General features: G+C 45.9%; 15 protein-coding genes. 11 read left to right on the forward strand and 4 right to left on the reverse strand.

All coding sequences use genetic code 11. The annotated features are described in order from the left end of the window. Nucleotides 1-56 precede the first annotated feature (56 nt). The 5 genes from CA267_RS10925 (at nt 57) to CA267_RS10945 (ending at nt 8573) form a co-directional block, all read left to right on the forward strand. Nucleotides 57-2876 carry a TonB-dependent receptor gene (locus CA267_RS10925; RefSeq protein ID WP_075607447.1) on the forward strand — a complete coding sequence of 940 codons (2820 nt, stop codon included), beginning with the start codon at nt 57-59 and terminating at the stop codon, nt 2874-2876. 344 nt (nt 2877-3220) lie between these two features. After that, nucleotides 3221-4624, forward strand: a complete 1404-nt coding sequence (locus tag CA267_RS10930) for an MFS transporter (RefSeq protein WP_075607446.1) — start codon at nt 3221-3223, stop codon at nt 4622-4624. Between the two features lie 5 nt (nt 4625-4629). Next, a complete protein-coding gene (locus CA267_RS10935) occupies nt 4630-5571 on the forward strand; it encodes a glycoside hydrolase family 43 protein (RefSeq protein WP_097349110.1) in 942 nt (313 codons plus the stop codon). 17 nt (nt 5572-5588) lie between these two features. After that, nucleotides 5589-8063 carry a glycoside hydrolase family 127 protein gene (locus CA267_RS10940; RefSeq protein ID WP_075607444.1) on the forward strand — a complete coding sequence of 825 codons (2475 nt, stop codon included), beginning with the start codon at nt 5589-5591 and terminating at the stop codon, nt 8061-8063. A 69-nt stretch (nt 8064-8132) separates the two neighbouring features. Then, on the forward strand, nt 8133-8573 hold the full coding sequence (locus CA267_RS10945) for an FKBP-type peptidyl-prolyl cis-trans isomerase (RefSeq protein ID WP_075607443.1): 441 nt from the start codon (nt 8133-8135) through the stop codon (nt 8571-8573). A 127-nt stretch (nt 8574-8700) separates the two neighbouring features. On the opposite strand, the gene CA267_RS10950 is transcribed toward CA267_RS10945, so the two are convergent. Further along, nucleotides 8701-10101, reverse strand: coding sequence for a M28 family peptidase (locus CA267_RS10950; RefSeq protein ID WP_075607442.1), 1401 nt, complete (start codon nt 10099-10101; stop codon nt 8701-8703). 189 nt (nt 10102-10290) lie between these two features. On the opposite strand from CA267_RS10950, the gene CA267_RS10955 reads away from it, so the two are divergent. After that, nucleotides 10291-10659, forward strand: coding sequence for a DUF805 domain-containing protein (locus tag CA267_RS10955; RefSeq protein ID WP_075607441.1), 369 nt, complete (start codon nt 10291-10293; stop codon nt 10657-10659). A gap of 40 nt (nt 10660-10699) precedes the next feature. Here CA267_RS10955 and CA267_RS10960 read toward each other — a convergent pair whose 3' ends face one another. Continuing rightward, nucleotides 10700-11749, reverse strand: a complete 1050-nt coding sequence (locus CA267_RS10960; protein WP_075607440.1) for an arabinan endo-1,5-alpha-L-arabinosidase — start codon at nt 11747-11749, stop codon at nt 10700-10702. 112 nt (nt 11750-11861) lie between these two features. On the opposite strand from CA267_RS10960, the gene CA267_RS10965 reads away from it, so the two are divergent. Continuing rightward, nucleotides 11862-12896, forward strand: a complete 1035-nt coding sequence (locus CA267_RS10965; RefSeq protein ID WP_232367539.1) for a glycoside hydrolase family 43 protein — start codon at nt 11862-11864, stop codon at nt 12894-12896. An 806-nt stretch (nt 12897-13702) separates the two neighbouring features. Here the strand turns inward: CA267_RS10965 and CA267_RS10970 are convergent. After that, on the reverse strand, nt 13703-15331 hold the full coding sequence (locus CA267_RS10970) for a sodium:solute symporter (RefSeq protein ID WP_075607439.1): 1629 nt from the start codon (nt 15329-15331) through the stop codon (nt 13703-13705). A 277-nt stretch (nt 15332-15608) separates the two neighbouring features. Here CA267_RS10970 and CA267_RS10975 point away from each other — a divergent pair, with 277 nt between their 5' ends. The 4 genes from CA267_RS10975 (at nt 15609) to CA267_RS10990 (ending at nt 19065) form a co-directional block, all read left to right on the forward strand. Further along, nucleotides 15609-16340 carry a FadR/GntR family transcriptional regulator gene (locus CA267_RS10975; RefSeq protein WP_075607438.1) on the forward strand — a complete coding sequence of 244 codons (732 nt, stop codon included), beginning with the start codon at nt 15609-15611 and terminating at the stop codon, nt 16338-16340. 53 nt (nt 16341-16393) lie between these two features. Then, nucleotides 16394-17173: an SDR family NAD(P)-dependent oxidoreductase gene (locus CA267_RS10980; protein ID WP_075607437.1), complete on the forward strand. Its 780-nt coding sequence runs from the start codon at nt 16394-16396 to the stop codon at nt 17171-17173. Nucleotides 17174-17330: 157 nt separating this feature from the next. After that, the gene (locus CA267_RS10985; protein ID WP_075609893.1) at nt 17331-18038 is read left to right on the forward strand and encodes a sulfite exporter TauE/SafE family protein; all 708 of its coding nucleotides are present in this window, start codon (nt 17331-17333) and stop codon (nt 18036-18038) included. 154 nt (nt 18039-18192) lie between these two features. Then, nucleotides 18193-19065 carry an SMP-30/gluconolactonase/LRE family protein gene (locus tag CA267_RS10990; protein WP_075607436.1) on the forward strand — a complete coding sequence of 291 codons (873 nt, stop codon included), beginning with the start codon at nt 18193-18195 and terminating at the stop codon, nt 19063-19065. Here the strand turns inward: CA267_RS10990 and CA267_RS10995 are convergent. Continuing rightward, a complete protein-coding gene (locus CA267_RS10995) occupies nt 19060-20061 on the reverse strand; it encodes a LacI family DNA-binding transcriptional regulator (protein WP_075607435.1) in 1002 nt (333 codons plus the stop codon). The two genes, CA267_RS10990 and CA267_RS10995, sit on opposite strands and share 6 nt — an antisense overlap. Nucleotides 20062-20220 lie beyond the last annotated feature (159 nt).

Consider the following 20220-nt stretch of genomic DNA (forward strand, 5'->3'; position numbering starts at 1 on the left):
ATGAAGCCGTCAGGGCAAAGTTAATCGGGACACTAAAAAACCGGAGAATGTAAACGATGTTTAAACGAACACACCTTGCCAGTGCTGTCTTTTTAGCAATGTCTTGCCAGATGGCCTACGCACAAGAAGCTCAAGACGACGCTAATTCGAACAATGCCGACAATTCAAGTCAGGCTGTAGAGGTTATTGAAGTTTCAGGTATCCGCAGCAGCTTAAATCAAGCCCTTAGTATCAAACGCCAGAACATGCAGGTTGTTGATGCTATCGTTGCTCAGGATATTGGTAAATTTCCCGATAACAATGTGGTTGAAGCCCTACAACGTGTAACCGGTATTCAGGTTACAGACCGTGGAGCCGGTGAAGTTAATACAGTAACGATTCGTGGTTTGACAGACGTAACCACTACCGTCAACGGTCGTAATCTTTTTACCGCTTCTGGTCGCGCTGTTGCTTTGGCGGATATTCCCGCGGCATTATTGAAAAGCGTCAACGTGTATAAAACCCGTTCTGCTTCTCAGATTGGTAGTGGCATAGCTGGGCAAATTGATATCTCTACTCAGCGTCCCTTTAATTTCGATGAAGGTAAAGTGGTAGTCGCAGCCCGCGGCATTTATCAGGAGCAGGCAGATAAAACTGACCCTCAATTAAGCTTGCTGGCTAGCGATCGCTGGGAAGTTGGCGGCGGTGAGTTTGGCGCATTGATAAACGTCGCTTATACTCGTACAAATTATCGTGACCAAAGTATTACAGCGGGTGCAGTGTTACCTTTCGCAACTGAAAATCCCAGTGCTTCTCTTGCAAACGGCGCCGCTTTCGGGCCACTTCAGCGTATTTTTCCTGCCGACTGTTCTCCTCAGTGTTGGACCCCCGGGCTAGATACCGGATTACCCTTTGCTCCTGGCTCGACACTTAATTTAAACGGTACAGAAGAAGAATATTATCTTTCTCGTGACGCTGTGTTCGGCAGTGATTTTACCGGTGAGCGGGAACGTCCTGCTGTAAATGTATCTTTGCAGTGGGCGCCTGATGATCGTTCTGTTTACACGTTCGAAGCCTTTTATAACGGCTACCGTAACGAAAGTTTCAACTCTTTGTTCTTCACTTTTGTTGATTGGTGGGGCGACGCGGGTGCGCTGGAAGCTCCTGTATTGTACGAGGGAACCAACATCATCAAAGAGCGTCAGGTAAATGCTCCTTATGGCTTTATGAGCGGCGATCTATCGACTGCGGAAACAGATACCTACATGTACGCGCTAAGTGGTGAGTGGGACATAACCGACGATTTCCGCCTGGAATCCGAAATTTATTATCAGGATTCTGAATACACCACTGATTTTGTTGCCATGCGTACCGAACGGACTGCGTATGGGCTTGATGTCGATTTTAACGACGGCGACGGTATTCCTGGGCTCGCGTTCTGGGACGATCCGGCCACAGACATTAATGAAGCTGACTTAACCGATCAGGCTCTATGGACCGCAAACCAGATGTATGACAGTGGCACTGCATCAGAAGGTAAAGCTCTGACCTGGACCCTGGACGGCGAATACTTCCTTTATGATGGCTTTATACAGCGCGTTGGTTTTGGTTTGTTCTATGATGATCGCTCAGCAACAGATAGCAGCAGAGCAACAGATGGTTCTGTGGTCCGTCCGTTTAATGAGTACGATGACGGTTTAGTTTACACCACCACTAATTTCTTTGATGGAAATGCTAATTTTCCTTCATCATGGATAGTGCCTAACGGTAATTACCTCTACAGCAATCGTGAAGAGTTCCGTGATATCTATGGCTTTAGTGAAAATTCACTGACGCTTAAAAAGAACTTTGATATCGATGAAGTGACTACCGCAGCTTATGTGGAAGCAGATTTTCTGACTAGCCTGGGCGGCCGAGACCTGGATGGTCAAATTGGGTTGCGCTACGAGCACGCCGAAACTGAAATGACGTTTTTTGATACGACTGTCACGCCATCAATAATGAGTTCAGCCGATAGCAGCAATGGCAAACTCCTGCCCAGCCTGGTAGCCCGTTATCACCTTACTGACAACTTGATGGCACGGGTAGCTTATACCGAAACCATCCGCCGTCCGACTTTTACCGATTTGAATTCTTTCGTGACTTATATGGAAGACATCAGTGGTGTTGGATATGGTACAGCAACAGGTGGAAATCCTGATCTGGAGCCCGTTGAATCGCAGAACCTTGATCTAACGCTGGAATATTATTTCGGTGAAGGAAGTTCAGTTTACGCGACATGGTTCCAGCGCGACATTGAAGGCCTTGTCTACGGTTCTCGTACCGCCATTGAGTTTGAAGGTTCCGAAGATATTGAAGCTGGAACTTACATCGTTTCTCAACCGGCAAATACTTCAAATGGTAAGCTGGACGGTTGGGAATTAGGAGCGGTTTATTTCCCTGAGAATCTGCCTGCTATGCTGGATGGTTTTGGTATACAAGCCAGCGCCACATTCTTAGATTCAAGTCAGGATATTCCACAGTTTAATGAAACGGGCGATCTTACCCATTACATTAACCAGTCAATTTTTGGGGTTTCTGACCTTTCTTATAGTACGGTATTTATTTACGAGAAAGAAAACTTCGGAATGCGGTTGTCTTATGTATGGCGTGATGATTTCCTCAACAATTACGAGGCAGCCTCATTTGCTGGTCCATTAGGTATTTATCGTAGTCCAGAGAAGAGCTTGGATTTCCAGCTTAGCTATGATGTGACAGAAGATATGACAGTGACGTTCGATGCTACTAATATCACCGAAGAAATTTATCAGAGCTATTATGAGTATCCAGATACTTATAACTTTGGTAGTTCTCTCTACAGCCGTACTTTTGCGCTTGGAGTAAGATATACCTTTTAACAATCTCTCTGCATGATATTTAGAACCCCAACATTATGTTGGGGTTTTTTTGTTAAAGTCATTGGCCATGACCTTTACGATTAGCTATAACAAACCGGCATTCAACACCTTACAAATAATCTCATGAAAAGGGTTGTTAAATTATTAGTATGATAATAGTATATTTGCCATTAACATTTGGTTTGCAAATAAATATTGCAACAGGATGCCGTTAGATTTTATAACAACCGGTAACCGTTCCTTTAAGGGATGTTACCGCTATAACTTGCGTGGCGGCAGTTTTCACTTCATCGAACACGCTGGTCTGCATCACAGACACCTGTTCGCAAACCGGACATAGCAGTATGACCTCGCATAAATTAACACACCTCGAAAAAGTTGGCTTTGGCGCAGGCGACATGGCGGTAAATGTTGTTATTTCGTCAATGATGCTAATAATCACCTTCTTCTATACCGACATTTTTGGCCTTAAACCTACCGACTTGGCCTTAATGTTTCTGCTCGTGCGGTTCTTAGATGCCATTAGTGATCCACTAATGGGAATCATCACAGACCGTTATACCAGTCGATGGGGCCGGTACCGGCCGTACTTTCTGTTTTTATCTGTCCCTTTCGGTATATCGGTATTTCTGACCTTCAGCACACCCGATGTCGATTATAACGCAAAGCTGATGTGGGCTTATTCGACCTATATTTTCGTTACTCTTATGTTTACTGCGGTGACCATTCCTTATATTTCGTTAATTGGTGTAATGACGGCTGATCCGAAGGAGAAACTGTCGGCCAATGGTTATCGTTTGTTCTTTGCTAAAATAGCTGCGTTTCTGGTGACTATTATTGTGCCGCAACTGGCTGGCGCGGATTATTGGGAAGGAAATATAGCAGCAGGTTATCAGGCGGCGATGGGATTAATGGCTGTCTTAGCCGTAGCGATGTTCTTGTTCTGTTTCTTCACCACTAAAGAACGTGTTGAGCACGAGGTAGAAGAAAAACCGCTTAAAGAACAAATGTCATTACTAATGCAAAATGACCAGTGGCTCATTCTTTGTGGGGCGTCAGTGCTAGGTACCATTGGCTATGTTATACGAGGTTCGGTTGCAATTTATTACGCCAAATATTATTTAGGTGGCGATGCGGACATGCAGGCTACGTTCATGGCGACCGGTGTCACTGCAGCTATTCTGGCGATGGTCGCGTCGACGTGGATCACCAAACGTTGGTGTAAAGTTAAATTATTTCGCTATAGCCAAATGCTGGTCGGACTCTTTTCTATCATTATGTTTTTCACTGTAGGCCAGGAAGACGTTGCTCTCGCTTTCGTATCGTATTTTGTTATCTCCTTTGTCGTAGATTTACATGCGCCCGTATTTTGGTCAGCCATTGCTGAAGCGGTTGATTATGGTCACAGCAAAACGGGCAAGCGTGTGGCTGGTTTATCTTTTGGTGGTATATCCTTCAGCCAAAAAGCGGGGATGGGCATTGCAGGCGCCATGGTTGGCTGGATGCTGGCTTACTTTAACTACGAGCCGGAGCAGGTTCAAACTGAATTCACCTTAACCGGTATTGCATTGATGCTTACCATTATTCCTGGCGTATTTCATTACCTTGTGGGGCTGCTAATGAAACGCTACCACATCACTGACTTAGAATATAAACGTATTGCTTCTACTCTGGATGCCGTTGAAGAGCACCCGGGTGTAGTAGAGCAAATCAGTGAAAGTAATACGCCGCTAACAAAAGGAGTGTAATTATGATGAACACCAATACGCCGTTAATTCCCCAGCGTGCCGATCCTTTTATCCACAAGCACACCGACGGTTATTATTATTTTACGGCGTCAGTGCCTTCTTACGAGGGAATAGAGTTACGTCGCGCGAAAACCTTAGAGGGATTAGCCGATGCTGAAACAAAAATGGTGTGGACAAAGCCAGATGCTGGTCCGTATAGCGATTTAATCTGGGCACCAGAAATTCACTTTAACCAAGGCGCCTGGTACGTGTATTTTGCTGCTGCACCCAGCCGCGAAATTAAAGACGATTTATTTCAGCATCGCATGTATGCCATAAGTTGCAAAGATGACAACCCGGTAGATGGAAAATGGGAATTTTGTGGCCAGATAGAAACCGGCATCGATACTTTTTGTCTTGATGCCACTACTTTTACACATAATGATCAACTGTATTATTTGTGGGCCCAGAAAGGCCCCGGTATTCGTGGCAACTCGAATTTATACATTGCGCCGATGAAGACTCCCATTGAAATTGAGGGAGAGCCAGTGATGCTGACAAAGCCAGAGCTGGACTGGGAAACTCGTGGCTTTTGGGTAAATGAAGGCCCGGCTGTCCTGATCCGCAATGGCAAAATATTTGTGACTTATTCGGCAAGTGCGACCGATGAAAATTACTGCATGGGTCTAATCTATGCTGACGTTAATGCCGATTTATTAGATCCCTCCAACTGGACAAAGCTCAATACACCTGTGTTTGCCACTGACGAATCAGTGACCATGTTTGGACCTGGCCACAACAGTTTTACTCAGACGCCGGAAGGCGATGACGTGCTGGTATATCACTGCCGCCAGTACACTGAAATTGAAGGTGATCCGCTCTGGAATCCCGATCGCCATACCTTTGTAAAACTGGTCAAGTGGGACGACAACGGAATGCCTGTTTTTGGTAAACCCGGTCAACCCTAAAAGGGCGACAACGAATAATGAAAAACCATCAAAAAATCTCTTTCTGGCGCACCTTGGTGTGCGCCGCCGTAGTGTCTTCTCTTACATCTGCTTGTTCGAATACTTCAGCAATAACAGAGCGAACTTCACAGCCAGTGCAGCAAAACTCAACAGGGCAAGTCCTGCATCACGCTGAGAATGTACAGCAGTTGTTTAAGCTTAGTAATGTGAATATTAGTCAAGGTCCGTTTGCGCATGCGCAACAAACGAATTTGAAATACCTGCTTGCCATGGAGCCGGACAAGTTACTTGCCCCATATTTAAGCGAAGCGGGTATCGCGACAAAAGCAGATTCGTATGGAAATTGGGAAAATACCGGCTTAGATGGACACATTGGTGGTCATTATCTGAGTGCCCTTAGCTTAGGCTGGGCTGCGACTGGCGATGCAGAATTAAAATCACGCCTTGATTATATGCTCGATGAGTTGCAGAAAGCTCAGCAAGCCAATGATGGATATTTAGGCGGCATTCCGGATGGCAAAGCCATGTGGGAAGAAATCAGGCAGGGCAAAATAAAAGCCGACCTATTTAGCTTAAATGATCGCTGGGTCCCGCTTTATAATATCGATAAAATTTTTCATGGCTTAAGAGATGCCTATCTGATAGGAGAAAGCGAGCAAGCCAAAACCATGTTGTTTACGCAGGGTGAGTGGATGCTGAATATTACCGCTAACTTAAGCGATACGCAGATACAGGAAATGTTGTATTCTGAACATGGTGGTCTTAATGAAGTCTTTGCTGATATGGCTGTTATCAACGGTGATGAACGCTACATGCAGCTGGCGCGCAAATTTTCTCATCAACGTATTCTCAAGCCGCTGCTGAACAACAAAGACGAACTGACAGGCTTACACGCCAATACGCAGATTCCTAAAATTATTGGTATTCTAAAAGTTGCTGAAAGTACTGATGATGAAGCATGGGAAAAAGCAGCGACATTTTTCTGGGAAACGGTAACCAAAGATCGTTCTGTTTCCATTGGTGGCAACAGCGTACGTGAACATTTTCATGATGCTGACGATTTTACGCCAATGGTAGAAGACGCGGAAGGCCCGGAGACCTGCAATACCTACAACATGCTAAAACTCAGCAAACTGTTGTTTTTGCACACCGGCGATACCCGCTATCTCGACTTCTACGAACGGGCCACATACAACCACATTTTATCCTCACAGCACCCTGAACACGGAGGTTTAGTCTATTTTACATCAATGCGGCCGGGTCACTACCGCATGTATTCATCGGTGCATGATTCCATGTGGTGTTGTGTTGGTTCGGGCATTGAAAATCACAGCAAGTATGGCGAGCTGGTTTATACCCACGATGAAAACAATTTGTGGGTTAATCTGTTTATGCCAACCCGCTTAAACTGGATGGAAAAAGGCTGGTTGATTTCGCAGCAAACGCAATTTCCTGATGCAAACACAGTGTCTATAACTTTGTCTAAGGCGAATGCTGCAGATAGCTCAAGCCCGGTACTTCACATCCGTAAGCCTCACTGGCTGGCGGGTGAAATGAATGTAAAAGTTAACGACGAAGCAGTAACGGTAAAAGAGGAAAATGGCTATCTAACATTGGATCATACGTGGCGGGACGGCGATACCATTACCTTTGATCTGCCCGCCAAACCGCACACCGAACAACTGCCTGATGGTCAGGATTACTATTCCATACTGTACGGCCCGGTAGTGTTGGCGACCAAAGTGCAGGCATTTGAAAACGAAAAGCTAAACTTCGTCGCTGACGATAGTCGTATGGGACACATTGCTGCGGGGCCAGTTTGTCCGCCGGAAGCGTTACCTGTTATGCTGGGCAAACCTGAAGAATTTTTGGCATCGTTACAGCGGGAAGAGGGCGACAAGCTTGCCTTTACTACCTCTGAACATGTAGCCATAGCTAAAGATAGCGGCGGCGAAACCACAAGCCGACTGATTCCCTTCTTTCGACTGCACGATAGCCGTTACGAAGTCTATTGGCCGCAGTTAAGCGAAGCAGGTTTTGAGCAGTTTGTCATAGATGCCAAAGCGCAATCTGATGCCGCAGAAGCACTGCGCAAAGTTACCGTGGACACCATTACTCCCGGTGAACAACAACCCGAAGTTGAGCATGATTTTAAAGGCGAGGGAACTCGCGCTGGCGTTAACAATGGCAAACACTGGCGCGACGCCACCGGCTGGTTTGAATACACCCTGAAAAACCCAGATCAAAAAGCGCGGATGTTACGAATCACTTATTCTAAAGGCGATGTCGACCGCTATTTTACCATTTCCATAAACGGGACTACGCTTGCAGAAGTGGCGCTACCGGCTAAAAAAGGCGAAGGTGAATATTATACCGTCGATTACCCGCTGGCCCCGGATATGCGAGAGCAAACGTCGCTGAGACTGCGCTTTGAAGCTAACGCCGGATCGGTTGCAGGTGGTATCTACGGGATCCGCCTGGTATCAAAGTAGCCAGTATCTTGCACAAATTTAACTTTTAACGCCGGCTTGTCCGGCTTTTTTCATGCTGAGTGTGTTCATATGGGAAAGCAAAAGCAGAAAAAGCTCGCCAAGGGATCGGCGGGACAAAACAGAAATCTGACTGCAGATTTCTTAGTTAAATATCAAAATAAGGAAGATGTCCACGGGACCGAGAGTGGTTTGCTCTTTCGAATCATTGATAACAGCGCAGGTGAGAGCCCGAGCTTGAACCATGTCGTGAAGGTGCATCAACGTATTTTATTGGCTGACGGTACAGTGATTGATGACACCTACCGCAAAGGGTTGCCCGAAGAATTTCCACTTAAAGAAGCTATCGACGGGCTTAAGGAAGGGCTACAGTTAATGCCTGCCGGCGCCCGCTATGAATTTGTCATTCCTCCTGAACTTGCCTGGGACAAAAAAGGTAACGGCGGCAAGATTGGTCCGAATGTCCTGATGGTAGTGGATATAAGATTGTTGTCATTCGAAGAGTTATGCTAATCCGCATCAAGGGGGATTAGTATAAAAGGCCTTAAGTCAGGCCTTTTATCAGGGAGAGAACGCGGATGGTTAAGGATTTATGCTCTCGCTCTTGATAGCTATAATAGTTTCCGCGTTCTTGCGTTGGCTACTTGCGAAAGTTAACGTTAGAATCCGCCGCATAATAGGCAAAGGCAGTATAAACCGCGGTGTTGTTTTTCAAAGCCGCCTGATTCACCTTATCCAGCGTATCGTTTTTGGTATGATGATAATCGAAGTAGTCGCTACCATCCGGGTCAAAATTCACCGCAGGCTGGCCTTCATTCCCTAGCGCGCTCATATCGGACTGGCCTTTCGCACTATTTTTACTGGAATACGCGATTCCCATTGGGGCTAGATAATCAGCAAAATCACGAATGCTGGCAAGTGCTTCAGGGCCAACACCCGGCTCCATTGAGTAGATGTTGCCATTACCAAAATCCCACTCTGCGCCCATCACGTGTTGATCCATCTCTTCTTTATGTTTTACAACATAATCTTTGGCTCCGGCCAGTCCAATTTCTTCGGCAGCAAATAAAATTACGCGGACGCTACGTTTTGGCGCTTGTGGCAACTGCGCAATGTAATGTCCGGCTGCTAAGGTAATGCCTATCCCGATGCCATCATCAATGGCTCCGGTGCCTACATCCCAGCTATCGAGATGCGCGCCAAGAGTAACAACTTCTTGTGGTTGTTCGCTTCCTGTGACTTCACCAATGACATTGGCAATGGTTACAGTTTCATTAGTCGGGCCGCTAGCAGTAGAATTAATAGAGAAAGTTACCGGTTTGCCGCGTTGTAGTGAATTTACCAGCAAATCGGCGTCTGGATTAGAAAGCGCGATAGCAGGAATCTTCTTAACGTTTTCTTCATAATGCATTACACCGGTGTGAGCAAAGCGATTGGTATCGGTGCCTACTGAACGAAGCAGAAAGGCCACTGCACCTTTATCGGCAGCAATGGAAGCACCAGCAACTCTCGCGCCCACAGCTTCACCATAGCCATGTCCATCTTCATGACGTTCCATTCGATAGGAAACAAAAGCGATTTTGCCTTCCAAACTGCCTTTTTTAGCCGCTTTTAGCGCTTCCAACGTGTTAAATTCTACTACCTCTGCTGTTAATGTCTCGCCATTAGTGCCAACACTGCCACCTAATGTTAGCCCCACCACCGGGTGCGGAAACGGTGCGGCAATTTCTAACTTTAAGCTGCCGCGAGACCACAATGTCACCTCGCTTTCTTCTTTCCATACCTTATCAAACCCAAGTGATTTCATTTTTTGCATGGCCCACTCTACAGACCTGGCTTCTCCTTCGGTACCAACCATGCGAGCACCGACTTCTGTGGTTAGCGATTCGATAATCTGGTAGGCAGTATCATCATTCAGCGCTTGAGTTTTAAGCATATCCAGAGTTTCTACCTGACTTTCTGGTAAAGCGGCGTAGATAGGGAAAGAGACTGATGCTGCTAACAGCAGGGACAAGCTTTTTAATTTGTAGCAATTGAGCATGATGCTTCCTAAATGTTGAGTTCCTTTTGCTCTATTTTGTCTGGCAGGATAGGTGGCGTAAAGAGGTTTGCGTTAGTTTACGCCTTCTCAGGATAAGTCAGATAGTTCCCGTGGTAGTCAAAGCCTTTATTCTTGCCTATGATGTTAAGCTGAATTAAAAAATAACAACAATGGCAATAAGGAAATGACATGAATTGGTACCTGTTAGCACTGAGCAAATATGCGGTAGTTTCCGGGCGTTCACGCCGCAAGGAATATTGGATGTTCGTGTTGATAAATCTTTTGATTAACGTCGTGTTAATGCTGGTAGATAGAATGACGAATTTGTATTCGGAGAGTTGGGAGGTGGGATTGCTTTCGGGCGTATATTCACTCTTCGTGCTGATTCCCTCTGTCACACTGATGATTCGACGATTACATGACTCTGGGCGCAGTGGCTGGTGGTTTCTGCTGGTGTTATTGCCTGTTATTGGCACTATAATGCTGTTCATCTTCGCGATATTGGATAGCTCTCCAGGAGCCAATGAATACGGTCCCAATCCCAAAGAATTTGTGTAACTGAAAAAGGTGCGGCGTCTGCCGCACCTTTCAGATTTGCTTAGGGTTTCTTCAAAACGGTAGTACGTTTATTTAAATCTTCAGGATTGACTACCGGCCAGTCATTTTCCCATTGCATAGGTAAAATACGCAATTTCTGCATGCCATTATCGGCAGTCTCATAGGCATGAAACACCAGATAATCTTTGCCATCGAAGGTATAAGCCGCGTTGTGCCCTAGCGCCACCCAATCTTTATTACCTTCTAGAACCAATGTTCCACCACCTTGCGTCATGGCGGTACCGGATTTGTCCAGATAAGGGCCCTTCACATCTTTGCTTCTGCCGACGCGGATGTTATAGGTGCTGTCCATGCCGCGACAGCATTTATCAAACGACACAAACAGATAGTAATAGCCATTCTTTTTAAAGATATAAGGCGCTTCAATTGCCCCTTCGCCCGGGTCAGCGTCGGTACTGGATTTACCGGGCCGCTTCGCGATAGAATACCATTCCTGCGGCTGGGCCAGTCGCACCATATCTTTATCTAACTTAACCAGTTTTAGCCCTTCCCAAAACGAGCCAAAGCTCATCCAGGGCGTGCCCTCATCATCTTCCACAATTGCCGGATCTATGGCATTCCAATGGTCACGATTAGGAACAGACTGTAAAACAATACCGTGATCTACCCACTCATAATCTGCAGAGTCAGGATCAAGGGTTTTGTTTACTGTGACACCGATGCCAGAGGTATTTTTACCAAATGCACTGGCTGAATAATAAAGATAAAATTTGCCATCTTTCTCATAGATATCCGGTGCCCAAAGGTGGCCGTCAAATCCCGGCGCGACTCGATCGGCCCAGCTTGGCTCATCAGGAAAAACGCGGCCAGTCAAAGACCAGTTTTTTAGATCTTTTGATTCATAATAGGTAATACCCGGGCCGGTGCTAAATACGTAAAAGGTATCGCCTTCTTTGGCCATTACCGGGTCATGTACTTCTACCTGCTTCGCATTTGCGCAGGCCAATGAACCGACCAACAGCGCCGCACCAACCGCAGCTTTTGCTGCCCAGCGTGCGCTAATTAATGATAAGGGGGATTCTCGCTTCATTATCAACACCTTATAGTAGTTTCGAAATTCAGTTGCAGAGTCTAGCAGGAATCATGTTAAATATGTAATACAATATTAATAATTGATTAGCATATACTTGAAAGGATAAACGATGAAAAGACTTTCACCCTGGATGAATATTAGCATAGTTGCCATGCTGATAAGTCTGTCTGCTGGATTGCGAGCAGGCACTTTTGAAAGCCAAAGTTTGGCTCCTATAGATAATCCGATTGTGCTGCAACGGGCCGACCCTTGGATAGTTCGCGACGCAGAAACAGGCTGTTACACGTTTATCGGGACCTCACCAGCATTTGATGAAATCGAATTGCGAAAGGCCTGCAGACTCAACGATCTAAAACTGGCAGAGCCAAAAACCATTTGGCGCAAGAAAGAGAAAGGCCCAATGAGTGTAAATATCTGGGCTCCTGAATTGCATTGGGTAGATAACGCTTGGTATATCTACTTTGCTGCCGGTGATATTGATAAGCCCTTTAGCATAAGAATGTATGCGTTAAAAAATTCCAGCCACGATCCCATGCAAGGACAGTGGCAAGAAATGGGGCAGATTCAAACTCATCTGGATTCCTTTTCGTTAGACGCTACTACTTTTGAACATCAGGGAAAGCGTTATCTGGTATGGGCGCAGCAGAACGCCGAACGAAGCTATAATTCTGCATTGTGGATTGCACAAATGGATAGCCCCACTTCAATAAAACAGCCTGTAACGCTATTAACTGAACCCACGCTTGATTGGGAGGTTCAGGGCTATAAGGTGAATGAAGGCGCGGCGGTTATTGTGCGTCATGGTAAGATAATGATCACCTATTCCGCCAGCGCCACAGATGATAGATACGCAATGGGATTGGTTTGGTCCGATATCAACGCCGATTTACTCGACCCCAAAAGCTGGCATAAAAAGCCAGAACCTATCTTTACCACCAATGAGAAAGTGGGGCGTTATGGGCCCGGACACAACAGCTTTGTTAAAGCCGAAGATGGTGTAACAGATTTAATGATTTATCACAGCAGGGATTATAAAAAGCTAAAAGGTACGCCACTTACCGATCCTAATCGCCACGCTAGAGCCAGAATTGTTTATTGGGATGCCGAGGGTTTTCCTGTTCTACAGCCTGAATTGGCGGATTAATAACATATGGCGCGTTAAATTAGCTCCCATGGAAGCTACCGCACTAGTTTTCCATGGGAGCTTTAATAACAAAAGTGTTAGCAGTAAAATCATGGACACACCGCTTTTATTTAATAAACATGAGTAAAGAGGACGAGTAAAAGAAGCAGCGCACCCTGCAGCGGAACGTGGGCCACCAACGCAAGGGGAATGTAGCGCTTAAAAAGTTCTGGACAGGCTCACTCTTCGGCCGTCCACACAATCATCTGAATGTTCAAAAAGCGTTTGCCTGCGTAGCTACCTTGTTCTTGCGGCTGCTTTCTATTATTCCTGCAACGAATGGGTACCAAAATCTGGCGGCGTTGATATGTCAATCCTGTCGGAAAAATCAAAGAACCAGTCTAATCTCAAAGCGCAGAAAGCAGTGCTCAATCAGCGAAATTTCAAACTCGGCAGATTCCTCCAACTGTTTATATCCTTGTTGTCCCTATTTAATGGAAAACAATGTCTTGTTTTGTCTTTAACCAGGAGAGATCGCGAATAATTTTAAGCGACAAGTGAAGATTTCTTAGCCGAACTTCTGGAGCATGAATGCTCCAGCAGAGCCATCAGGGATAATATTACGGCGTTTCGGATGAGAAATTTTGCTTATTCGTTGAGATTGCTGAATTTTATTCATTCATGCTCTTGTCCTGAATCTTTAACTTTGCCCGTTAACTCCTGAGCAGGCTCGGTGAGCGTTACCGTTCGAAGGTATTACAACAGGTCGCAGACACAAAAAAAGGGCGCCGACGCGCCCCTTTATAAGAATATCCGTTTTCCGTAAATCACCAGAAGCGAATATAGATAAACGCAGTAATACCTAAAATACCCGCAGTATGGATGTAATCCCACTTATCCAGGCCAGCGACGACTTCCTTCATCGTATCTTTACCGAGACTCGAGAAGGTTAAGCCTTGTATTTTTTCCTCTGAAGCTTTTTCGGTGAACATACTGGTGACAATAATAATAGCCACTACCACAACGAACAGCAGAATACAGAAGTACAACCAGTTCATGTCAGTGATCCAGGCGACGCTGGTACCGGTGAGGCTGTCGCGGAACGGTAGTAATACCAGACGAATCATACCCAGCACAAAACCAGCCACAAGGCCGACAAAACCGGCAGTTGGCGTAACCCGCTTACTTATCAGCCCGAGTAAGAATACCGCTGCAATACCTGGGGCAATGAGCGACTGAACACTTTGTAGGTATTCATAAAGTACATCCGCAATCATGCTCATTACCGGTATCCATGCCATCCCCAAAACCACAATAGCAACAGTGGCCCAGCGTCCCACTTTTAGCAGGTGCTTTTCACTGGAATCCGGTTTAAATCGTTTATAAAAATCGATAGTAAAAAGAGTGGCGGAAGAATTGAACAAAGACGCCAGAGAGCTCATTAATGCTGCAACCAATCCACCTATGACAATGCCTTTAACGCCCGAGGGAAGTAGTTGCGCTACTAAAGTAGGAAACGCCTGGTCTGCGGAATCGTAAGAGATAACCCCTTTGGCTTTCAATGCTACTGCAATCATTCCCGGGAACAGGAAAATGAAAATTGGTAACAGTTTTAGGTAACCGGCAAACATGGTACCGCGACGGGCTTCTTTTATACCCTTAGCTGACAGTACCCGCTGCACGATATACTGGTCGGTACACCAGTACCAGAAACCAATAATAAAGGAGCCAAAGATAATGCCCGGCCACGGGAATGCGGGATCAGATGCGGTGCGGATCAGGTGCATATTGTCGCGGTTGATGCGCTCTACTTCTGCCCAGCCACCCGCTTGATCCAGGCCCACTACCAGAATAAATACAGAACCAATAATTAGCACAGGTGTTTGTAATACCGATGTCCACATAATGGCTTTCATGCCGCCAAGTACGGTATAAATTCCGGTAATTACCACCAGTCCCAATGCTGAAATCCAGAAGAAATCAATGCCCCAAAGGCTTTCAATACCCAGTATGGTTTTAAACGCTACGCCACCTGCATAAACGGTTACTGCAACTTTCGTCAACACGTAACTGATCAGGGAAATAACGGAAAGGAAGGTACGAGAGGAAGAATTGAAACGCCGCTCAAGGAACTCGGGCATGGTGTAAACCTTGCTGCTATAGTAGAAGGGCACAAAAACCCAACCCAGCAGTAATATGATCCAGGATTGTAATTCCCAATGAGCCAGTGCCATACCCGATTCAGCCCCGGCGCCTGATAATCCGACGAGATGTTCTGAACCTATGTTAGAGGCGAAAATTGAGGCGCCGATAACTAACCAACTGGCGTTACGACCGGCGAGAAAATAATCAGCGGTATCTTCTTCTTTCTGCCGCATGGACATTCCCACCACAGCCAGTAGCAGGACAAAGAAACCTGCAAGTACCAGCCAATCTAGCGTACTCAGTTCTACCATAACTATTCCATATAAAAGCCGCAAAAACGGCAGTTAGCGATTATTAAAAATATTATATTATAAATTAGTGAGATGGAAGGGGCTTGTTAAAAATAGGTTAAGCCCCAAGCCACCAAATCCCGGTTGCTAACAATTCAGCTAAAGCCAATTGCGCTGCTCTTTACGACTATTCACCAAATATTAAACATTATTTCTCTGGTCAAGACCAGTTCACCCCAATCGTGACGAGCAGCTGATAAGGTAGTATGATAGCTGCTATATCGTTTAAGGAATGACCATGGCTCGTATCGAGAATCTAAACTTATCGCAGCGCGTAACGAATGAACTGGGTAAGGCTATTATTGCTGGCGCGTATAGCGGAAACATGGGGTTGCCAACGGAAGCTCAACTCTGTGAAGAATACGGCATCAGCCGTACCGCTGTGCGTGAAGCTGTCAAGATGTTGGCAGCCAAAGGACTGATCTCCTCCCGCCCGCGTCAAGGCATACGTGTAGAATCGCCGGATAACTGGAACCTTTATGACACCAGCGTATTGAAGTGGATGCTGGAAAGCAGCCCTTCGTTACATGTTCTGAAGGAGTTTTTGCAAGTCCGGCAGGCCATAGAACCTCAGGCCGCAGCACTTGCCGCCAGAAAGGGCGATCAAAACGCCATTGCTGAAATAGCAAAGGCTCTCGAAGCTATGCAAGCTGCAGCGATACAGTCAGAAGGGAATCTGCTTGAAGCAGACCTGGCATTTCACACCGCCGTTTTACAGGCCAGTGGTAACCGCTTCTTTTTTCAACTGCGAGATTTTATTCGCACTGCATTGAACGTAAGTATTCAGCACACGACGCCAGCTAAAGGTAGTAAAAAAACTATCGCTGAAGAACATAACAGAGTTTATATCGCTATTCTTAACGGCGAAGCTGAGCAGGCAAAAAATATGATGTCTTACCTGATCGACGAAGCAATGACATTTATTGAAAATGAAATAGCGAGTATGGAAGCCAAAAAAAGTGTTGGCTAATACCAATCTACGATGCATATTTTCTTTCCTATCCGTCAGCAGATAAGGTCGTTATGCCCTCTAAGAAAAATAAACTTGCACAATATCCTAGTTTGCAGGACAAAAGCGTATTTATTACCGGTGGCGGTACTGGCATAGGTGAGGTAATGGTTACGCGCTTTGCAGAGCAGGGGGCTAAGGTCACCTTTGTCGACATGGCGCAGGAAAAAAGTGAAATGCTGCGCGCAAACGCTGTTGGGCTTTACCGTCACGACCCCAGTTTTATTTACTGTGATATCCGCAATATTGAAGCGTTGACTGGCGCCATTGAGCAAACGCGGGAAGCGCAGGGTGATATCACGGTATTAATTAACAATGCCGCCGATGATACCCGACACGCGCTTGAAGAGGTTTCTCCGGAATACTGGGATGATCGTTTTGCCGTGAATCTGCGGCCGTGTTTCTTTTCCGCTCAGGCCGTTGCTCCTCATATGCGGCGTGCTGGTGGCGGAAGCATCATCAATATGGGGTCGGTAAGCTGGCGCATCAAACAAATCGTTATGCCTGCCTATACCACTGCAAAAGCCGCCATCGAAGGGCTATCTCGTTCACTGGCAGGAACACTGGGGCAAGACAACATTCGCGTTAACACGTTAATCCCGGGTTGGGTGATGACTGAACGCCAAATGACTCACTGGCTTAACCCGGATATCGTGAACGAGGTACAAAAAGATCAATGCATCCATAAAACATTGCAACCGGAAGATATTGTTAGTGCAGCTCTTTTTTTAGCCTCTGACGATAGTGCAATGATGACAGCTCAATCTCTAATTGTTGATGCAGGTTGGACTTAAAGGTCAACAACCCTTACTAATTGTTAAAAGATTGCGTAATAAAAGTTGACACAACCCTGACTCAACTGACATATATAGTAATATTATATTAAAATTTACGGGCGTAGGTGACATTGGCAGCTAACTCCCGACAGTAGTAACGGGTGTGGATATTACCTTGACCGATTTCATATTGGTTTATATTGTACTGATAATCGGCTCTTGTCTGCAAAGCGTGATTGGCTTTGGGCTAGGCTTACTGTGCGCGCCGGTGGTTTTTCTGTTAATGCCTGAGCTGGTGCCTGGGCCAATGATCCTAAACGCATTATTACTCACCACGTTGCTATCTGCCAAACATCATGGCGAAATTGACCTAAAGCAAACAGGCTTTTCCATCCTCGGGGGAACTGCTGGCGTGTTGGTGGCGGGTAGCGTTTTACTCTATATCGATTCCCACCAGTATCAGCTGTTATTCGGCCTTTCTATTTTATTTGCTGTTGCGTTATCGTTAATAGGCGTTACGCCTCGTCTTTCCGTTATATCCAATTTAGTTGCAGCCATGATTTCAGGTTTTATGGGTACAACAACTTCCGCCGGCGGAGCGCCGATGGGACTTTTATATCAAACCGAAGAGCAGGGAAAAATTAAAGCGAACCTGAGTATTTTCTTCGTTTATATCAATCTTTTTGGCATTCTGGTGTTGTGGTTTACCGGCGCGGCTGGGCATCATGATTTACAATTGTTTATTCAGTGCGTTCCCGCTATTCTCTTGGGTTGGATTTTATCCGTATTCATCAGCAAAAATATCAATGAAACACGCCTTCGTCAGCTAATCCTGCTTACTGCAACGCTTTCAGGGCTGGCACTGATATTTTTTCATGATTAGCGCGTGTTGACCTTTGCTGTCCGAATTCTGTTCAAAATAAACTGTATTGATTGCGGCGCGAACTATGTAGCCCCCATATCTACAAAATAGTGAACAGCAAAGGTCAACACGCTCTGGATACCTTCACTTTTCGAGCCTGAAACTGGAACTGTGTATGCCTGCAGATTTACATATAGATATCATTTCATGCCACTGCCTGTTGGGCGAGGGTGCATACTATAGTGAGCTGCTGGAAAGTGTACTGTGGGTTGATATAAAAGGTCATGCGCTTTATCGAATGGATTGGCAAAGCCGGGCGGTAACCCGTATTGCGATGCCTGAACCAATTTGCTGGGTGATGGATACGAACCGGGGCACTCTTTTAGCGGGGTTTCGACGGAACATCTATGAGCTGGACCCATTAACCTTCAACCGCCAATTATATTTAAGTATGGAAGGTGAGCCCCTGACAAACCGGTTAAACGATGGCAAAACAGATCGTGAGGGCAGAGTGTATTTCGGCACGATGGATGATACCGAACAAAGCCAGAGCGGCAGTTTATATGTAATAGAAAACCAAAAAAAGCTAACTGCAATTGACCGCGGCTATACCGTTTCCAACGGTCCGGCGGTAAACGCGGCTAATACCCACCTCTATTCCAACGCTTCAGCGACACGTACAGTTTACCGTTTTAACTTACATGCTCACGGCGTATCAGACAAAGCAGTTTTTGTAAAGTTTAGTGAAGATATGGGTTACCCCGATGGCATTACCGTAGATGCAGAGGATCATCTTTGGGTAGCGGCATGGGATGGCTATGCGGTGATGCGTTTTTCGCCGCAAGGAGAATTGGTCGCGCGTATCGCATTGCCCGCCCCGCAAATTACAAGTGTGGCATTTTGTGGGCCTGCGCGCGATACGCTTGTGGTTACTTCTGCCACTATCGGGCTAACGAATAAAACATTAGCAGATCATCCCCACAGTGGCGCAGTGTTTATGTTAAAGCCAGGCGTCAAAGGTCTGGCAGAAACGCCTGCGAATCTATAGCCGCAGCACAGATTCCCGTTTTACAATGGTGGGCGTATATTTAAACGTAATGTCGGCTTCAGGTTTTTTTCCGCTGGCATAACTAAGTGCCAGTTCAGCGGCTTTTGCGGCCATCATTTCCACGGGGTAACGCAAAGTAGTAAGCTTCGGGCGGCTGTATTTTGCCAGTAGTACATCATCGTAACCTATCACCGAAACCTGGCTGGGAATGTCAATATGATGATCCAGCAGCATAGTCATAGCTCCGGATGCCATTGCATCGTTATATGCCAGTACTCCGGTAAAGTCGACGCCTTTCGCAAGCAGGTTTTGAATACATTTTTCGCCCCCTTCCTGATCAGGTGTACTGTATTCGATATGGCTTTCGGGTAAATCAATACCGGCAGATTGTAACGCCTGACGAATACCGGTGATCCTATCCACAGGATCATCAATCTGATAACGGCTGCTAATTACAGCCAGTTTTTTATGGCCTTGTTTTAGCATGTGTTCAGCCATAATTCGACCGCCAGCTACGTTATCTAACCACACGCAACGATTTCCAATCTCGGGAATGAAACGATTGATTAACACAAAGCCAGGAGCCTGACGGGCAAATTCGATTAGAACCTCATCATCCAGTGCCTTGCTATGCACTACCATCGCTTCAACCCGGTGTTCGAGTAAGGTTTCGATTGCTTTTAATTCCGTCGCCTTTTCAATAGAACCGGCACTCATAAGAATTTGTACGTTGTGCTTTCGCGTGACAGATTCAATACCGTGAGCGAGGGTGGCGAAAAACGGATCAAGAAGCTCAGCCAGCACGACACCAAGCGAAGCACTACGCTTAGTCACCAACGCTCTGGCGTTAGCGTTGGGGCGATACCCCATTTCAGTCATAATTGCTTTTACACGTTCACGCGTTGCATCGCCCACCTTAGGACCATTGTTGATTACGCGCGACACTGTCGCTAACGAAACGCCAGCGGCGTTAGCAATGTCTTTAATAGTAGCCATGTAGTGGGTAAATATCCTTAAGTAACTAAATGCGGGTAACCGTTTCCCCTTGGTATCTTCACATCTTAAGTAAAATATTGTAAAAATATAAGGAAAATTTTACCTTCCTTCTTTATGACCATAGAAATTTTGAAAAAAGAGTCTTTTCAAACGAAGGGA

The organism is Alteromonas pelagimontana (assembly GCF_002499975.2).
GTDB lineage: Bacteria > Pseudomonadota > Gammaproteobacteria > Enterobacterales > Alteromonadaceae > Alteromonas > Alteromonas pelagimontana.

Bases quoted from the DNA above. Each gene is read 5' to 3' on its own strand.
- CA267_RS10975 (WP_075607438.1), top strand. From the start codon at position 15,609: ATGGCTCGTATCGAGAATCTAAACTTATCGCAGCGCGTAACGAATGAA.
- CA267_RS10925 (WP_075607447.1), top strand. From the start codon at position 57: ATGTTTAAACGAACACACCTTGCCAGTGCTGTCTTTTTAGCAATGTCT.
- CA267_RS10935 (WP_097349110.1), top strand. From the start codon at position 4,630: ATGAACACCAATACGCCGTTAATTCCCCAGCGTGCCGATCCTTTTATC.
- CA267_RS10980 (WP_075607437.1), top strand. From the start codon at position 16,394: ATGCCCTCTAAGAAAAATAAACTTGCACAATATCCTAGTTTGCAGGAC.
- CA267_RS10960 (WP_075607440.1), bottom strand. From the start codon at position 11,749: ATGAAGCGAGAATCCCCCTTATCATTAATTAGCGCACGCTGGGCAGCA.
- CA267_RS10950 (WP_075607442.1), bottom strand. From the start codon at position 10,101: ATGCTCAATTGCTACAAATTAAAAAGCTTGTCCCTGCTGTTAGCAGCA.
- CA267_RS10955 (WP_075607441.1), top strand. From the start codon at position 10,291: ATGAATTGGTACCTGTTAGCACTGAGCAAATATGCGGTAGTTTCCGGG.
- CA267_RS10990 (WP_075607436.1), top strand. From the start codon at position 18,193: ATGCCTGCAGATTTACATATAGATATCATTTCATGCCACTGCCTGTTG.
- CA267_RS10995 (WP_075607435.1), bottom strand. From the start codon at position 20,061: ATGGCTACTATTAAAGACATTGCTAACGCCGCTGGCGTTTCGTTAGCG.
- CA267_RS10970 (WP_075607439.1), bottom strand. From the start codon at position 15,331: ATGGTAGAACTGAGTACGCTAGATTGGCTGGTACTTGCAGGTTTCTTT.
- CA267_RS10930 (WP_075607446.1), top strand. From the start codon at position 3,221: ATGACCTCGCATAAATTAACACACCTCGAAAAAGTTGGCTTTGGCGCA.
- CA267_RS10965 (WP_232367539.1), top strand. From the start codon at position 11,862: ATGAAAAGACTTTCACCCTGGATGAATATTAGCATAGTTGCCATGCTG.
- CA267_RS10940 (WP_075607444.1), top strand. From the start codon at position 5,589: ATGAAAAACCATCAAAAAATCTCTTTCTGGCGCACCTTGGTGTGCGCC.
- CA267_RS10945 (WP_075607443.1), top strand. From the start codon at position 8,133: ATGGGAAAGCAAAAGCAGAAAAAGCTCGCCAAGGGATCGGCGGGACAA.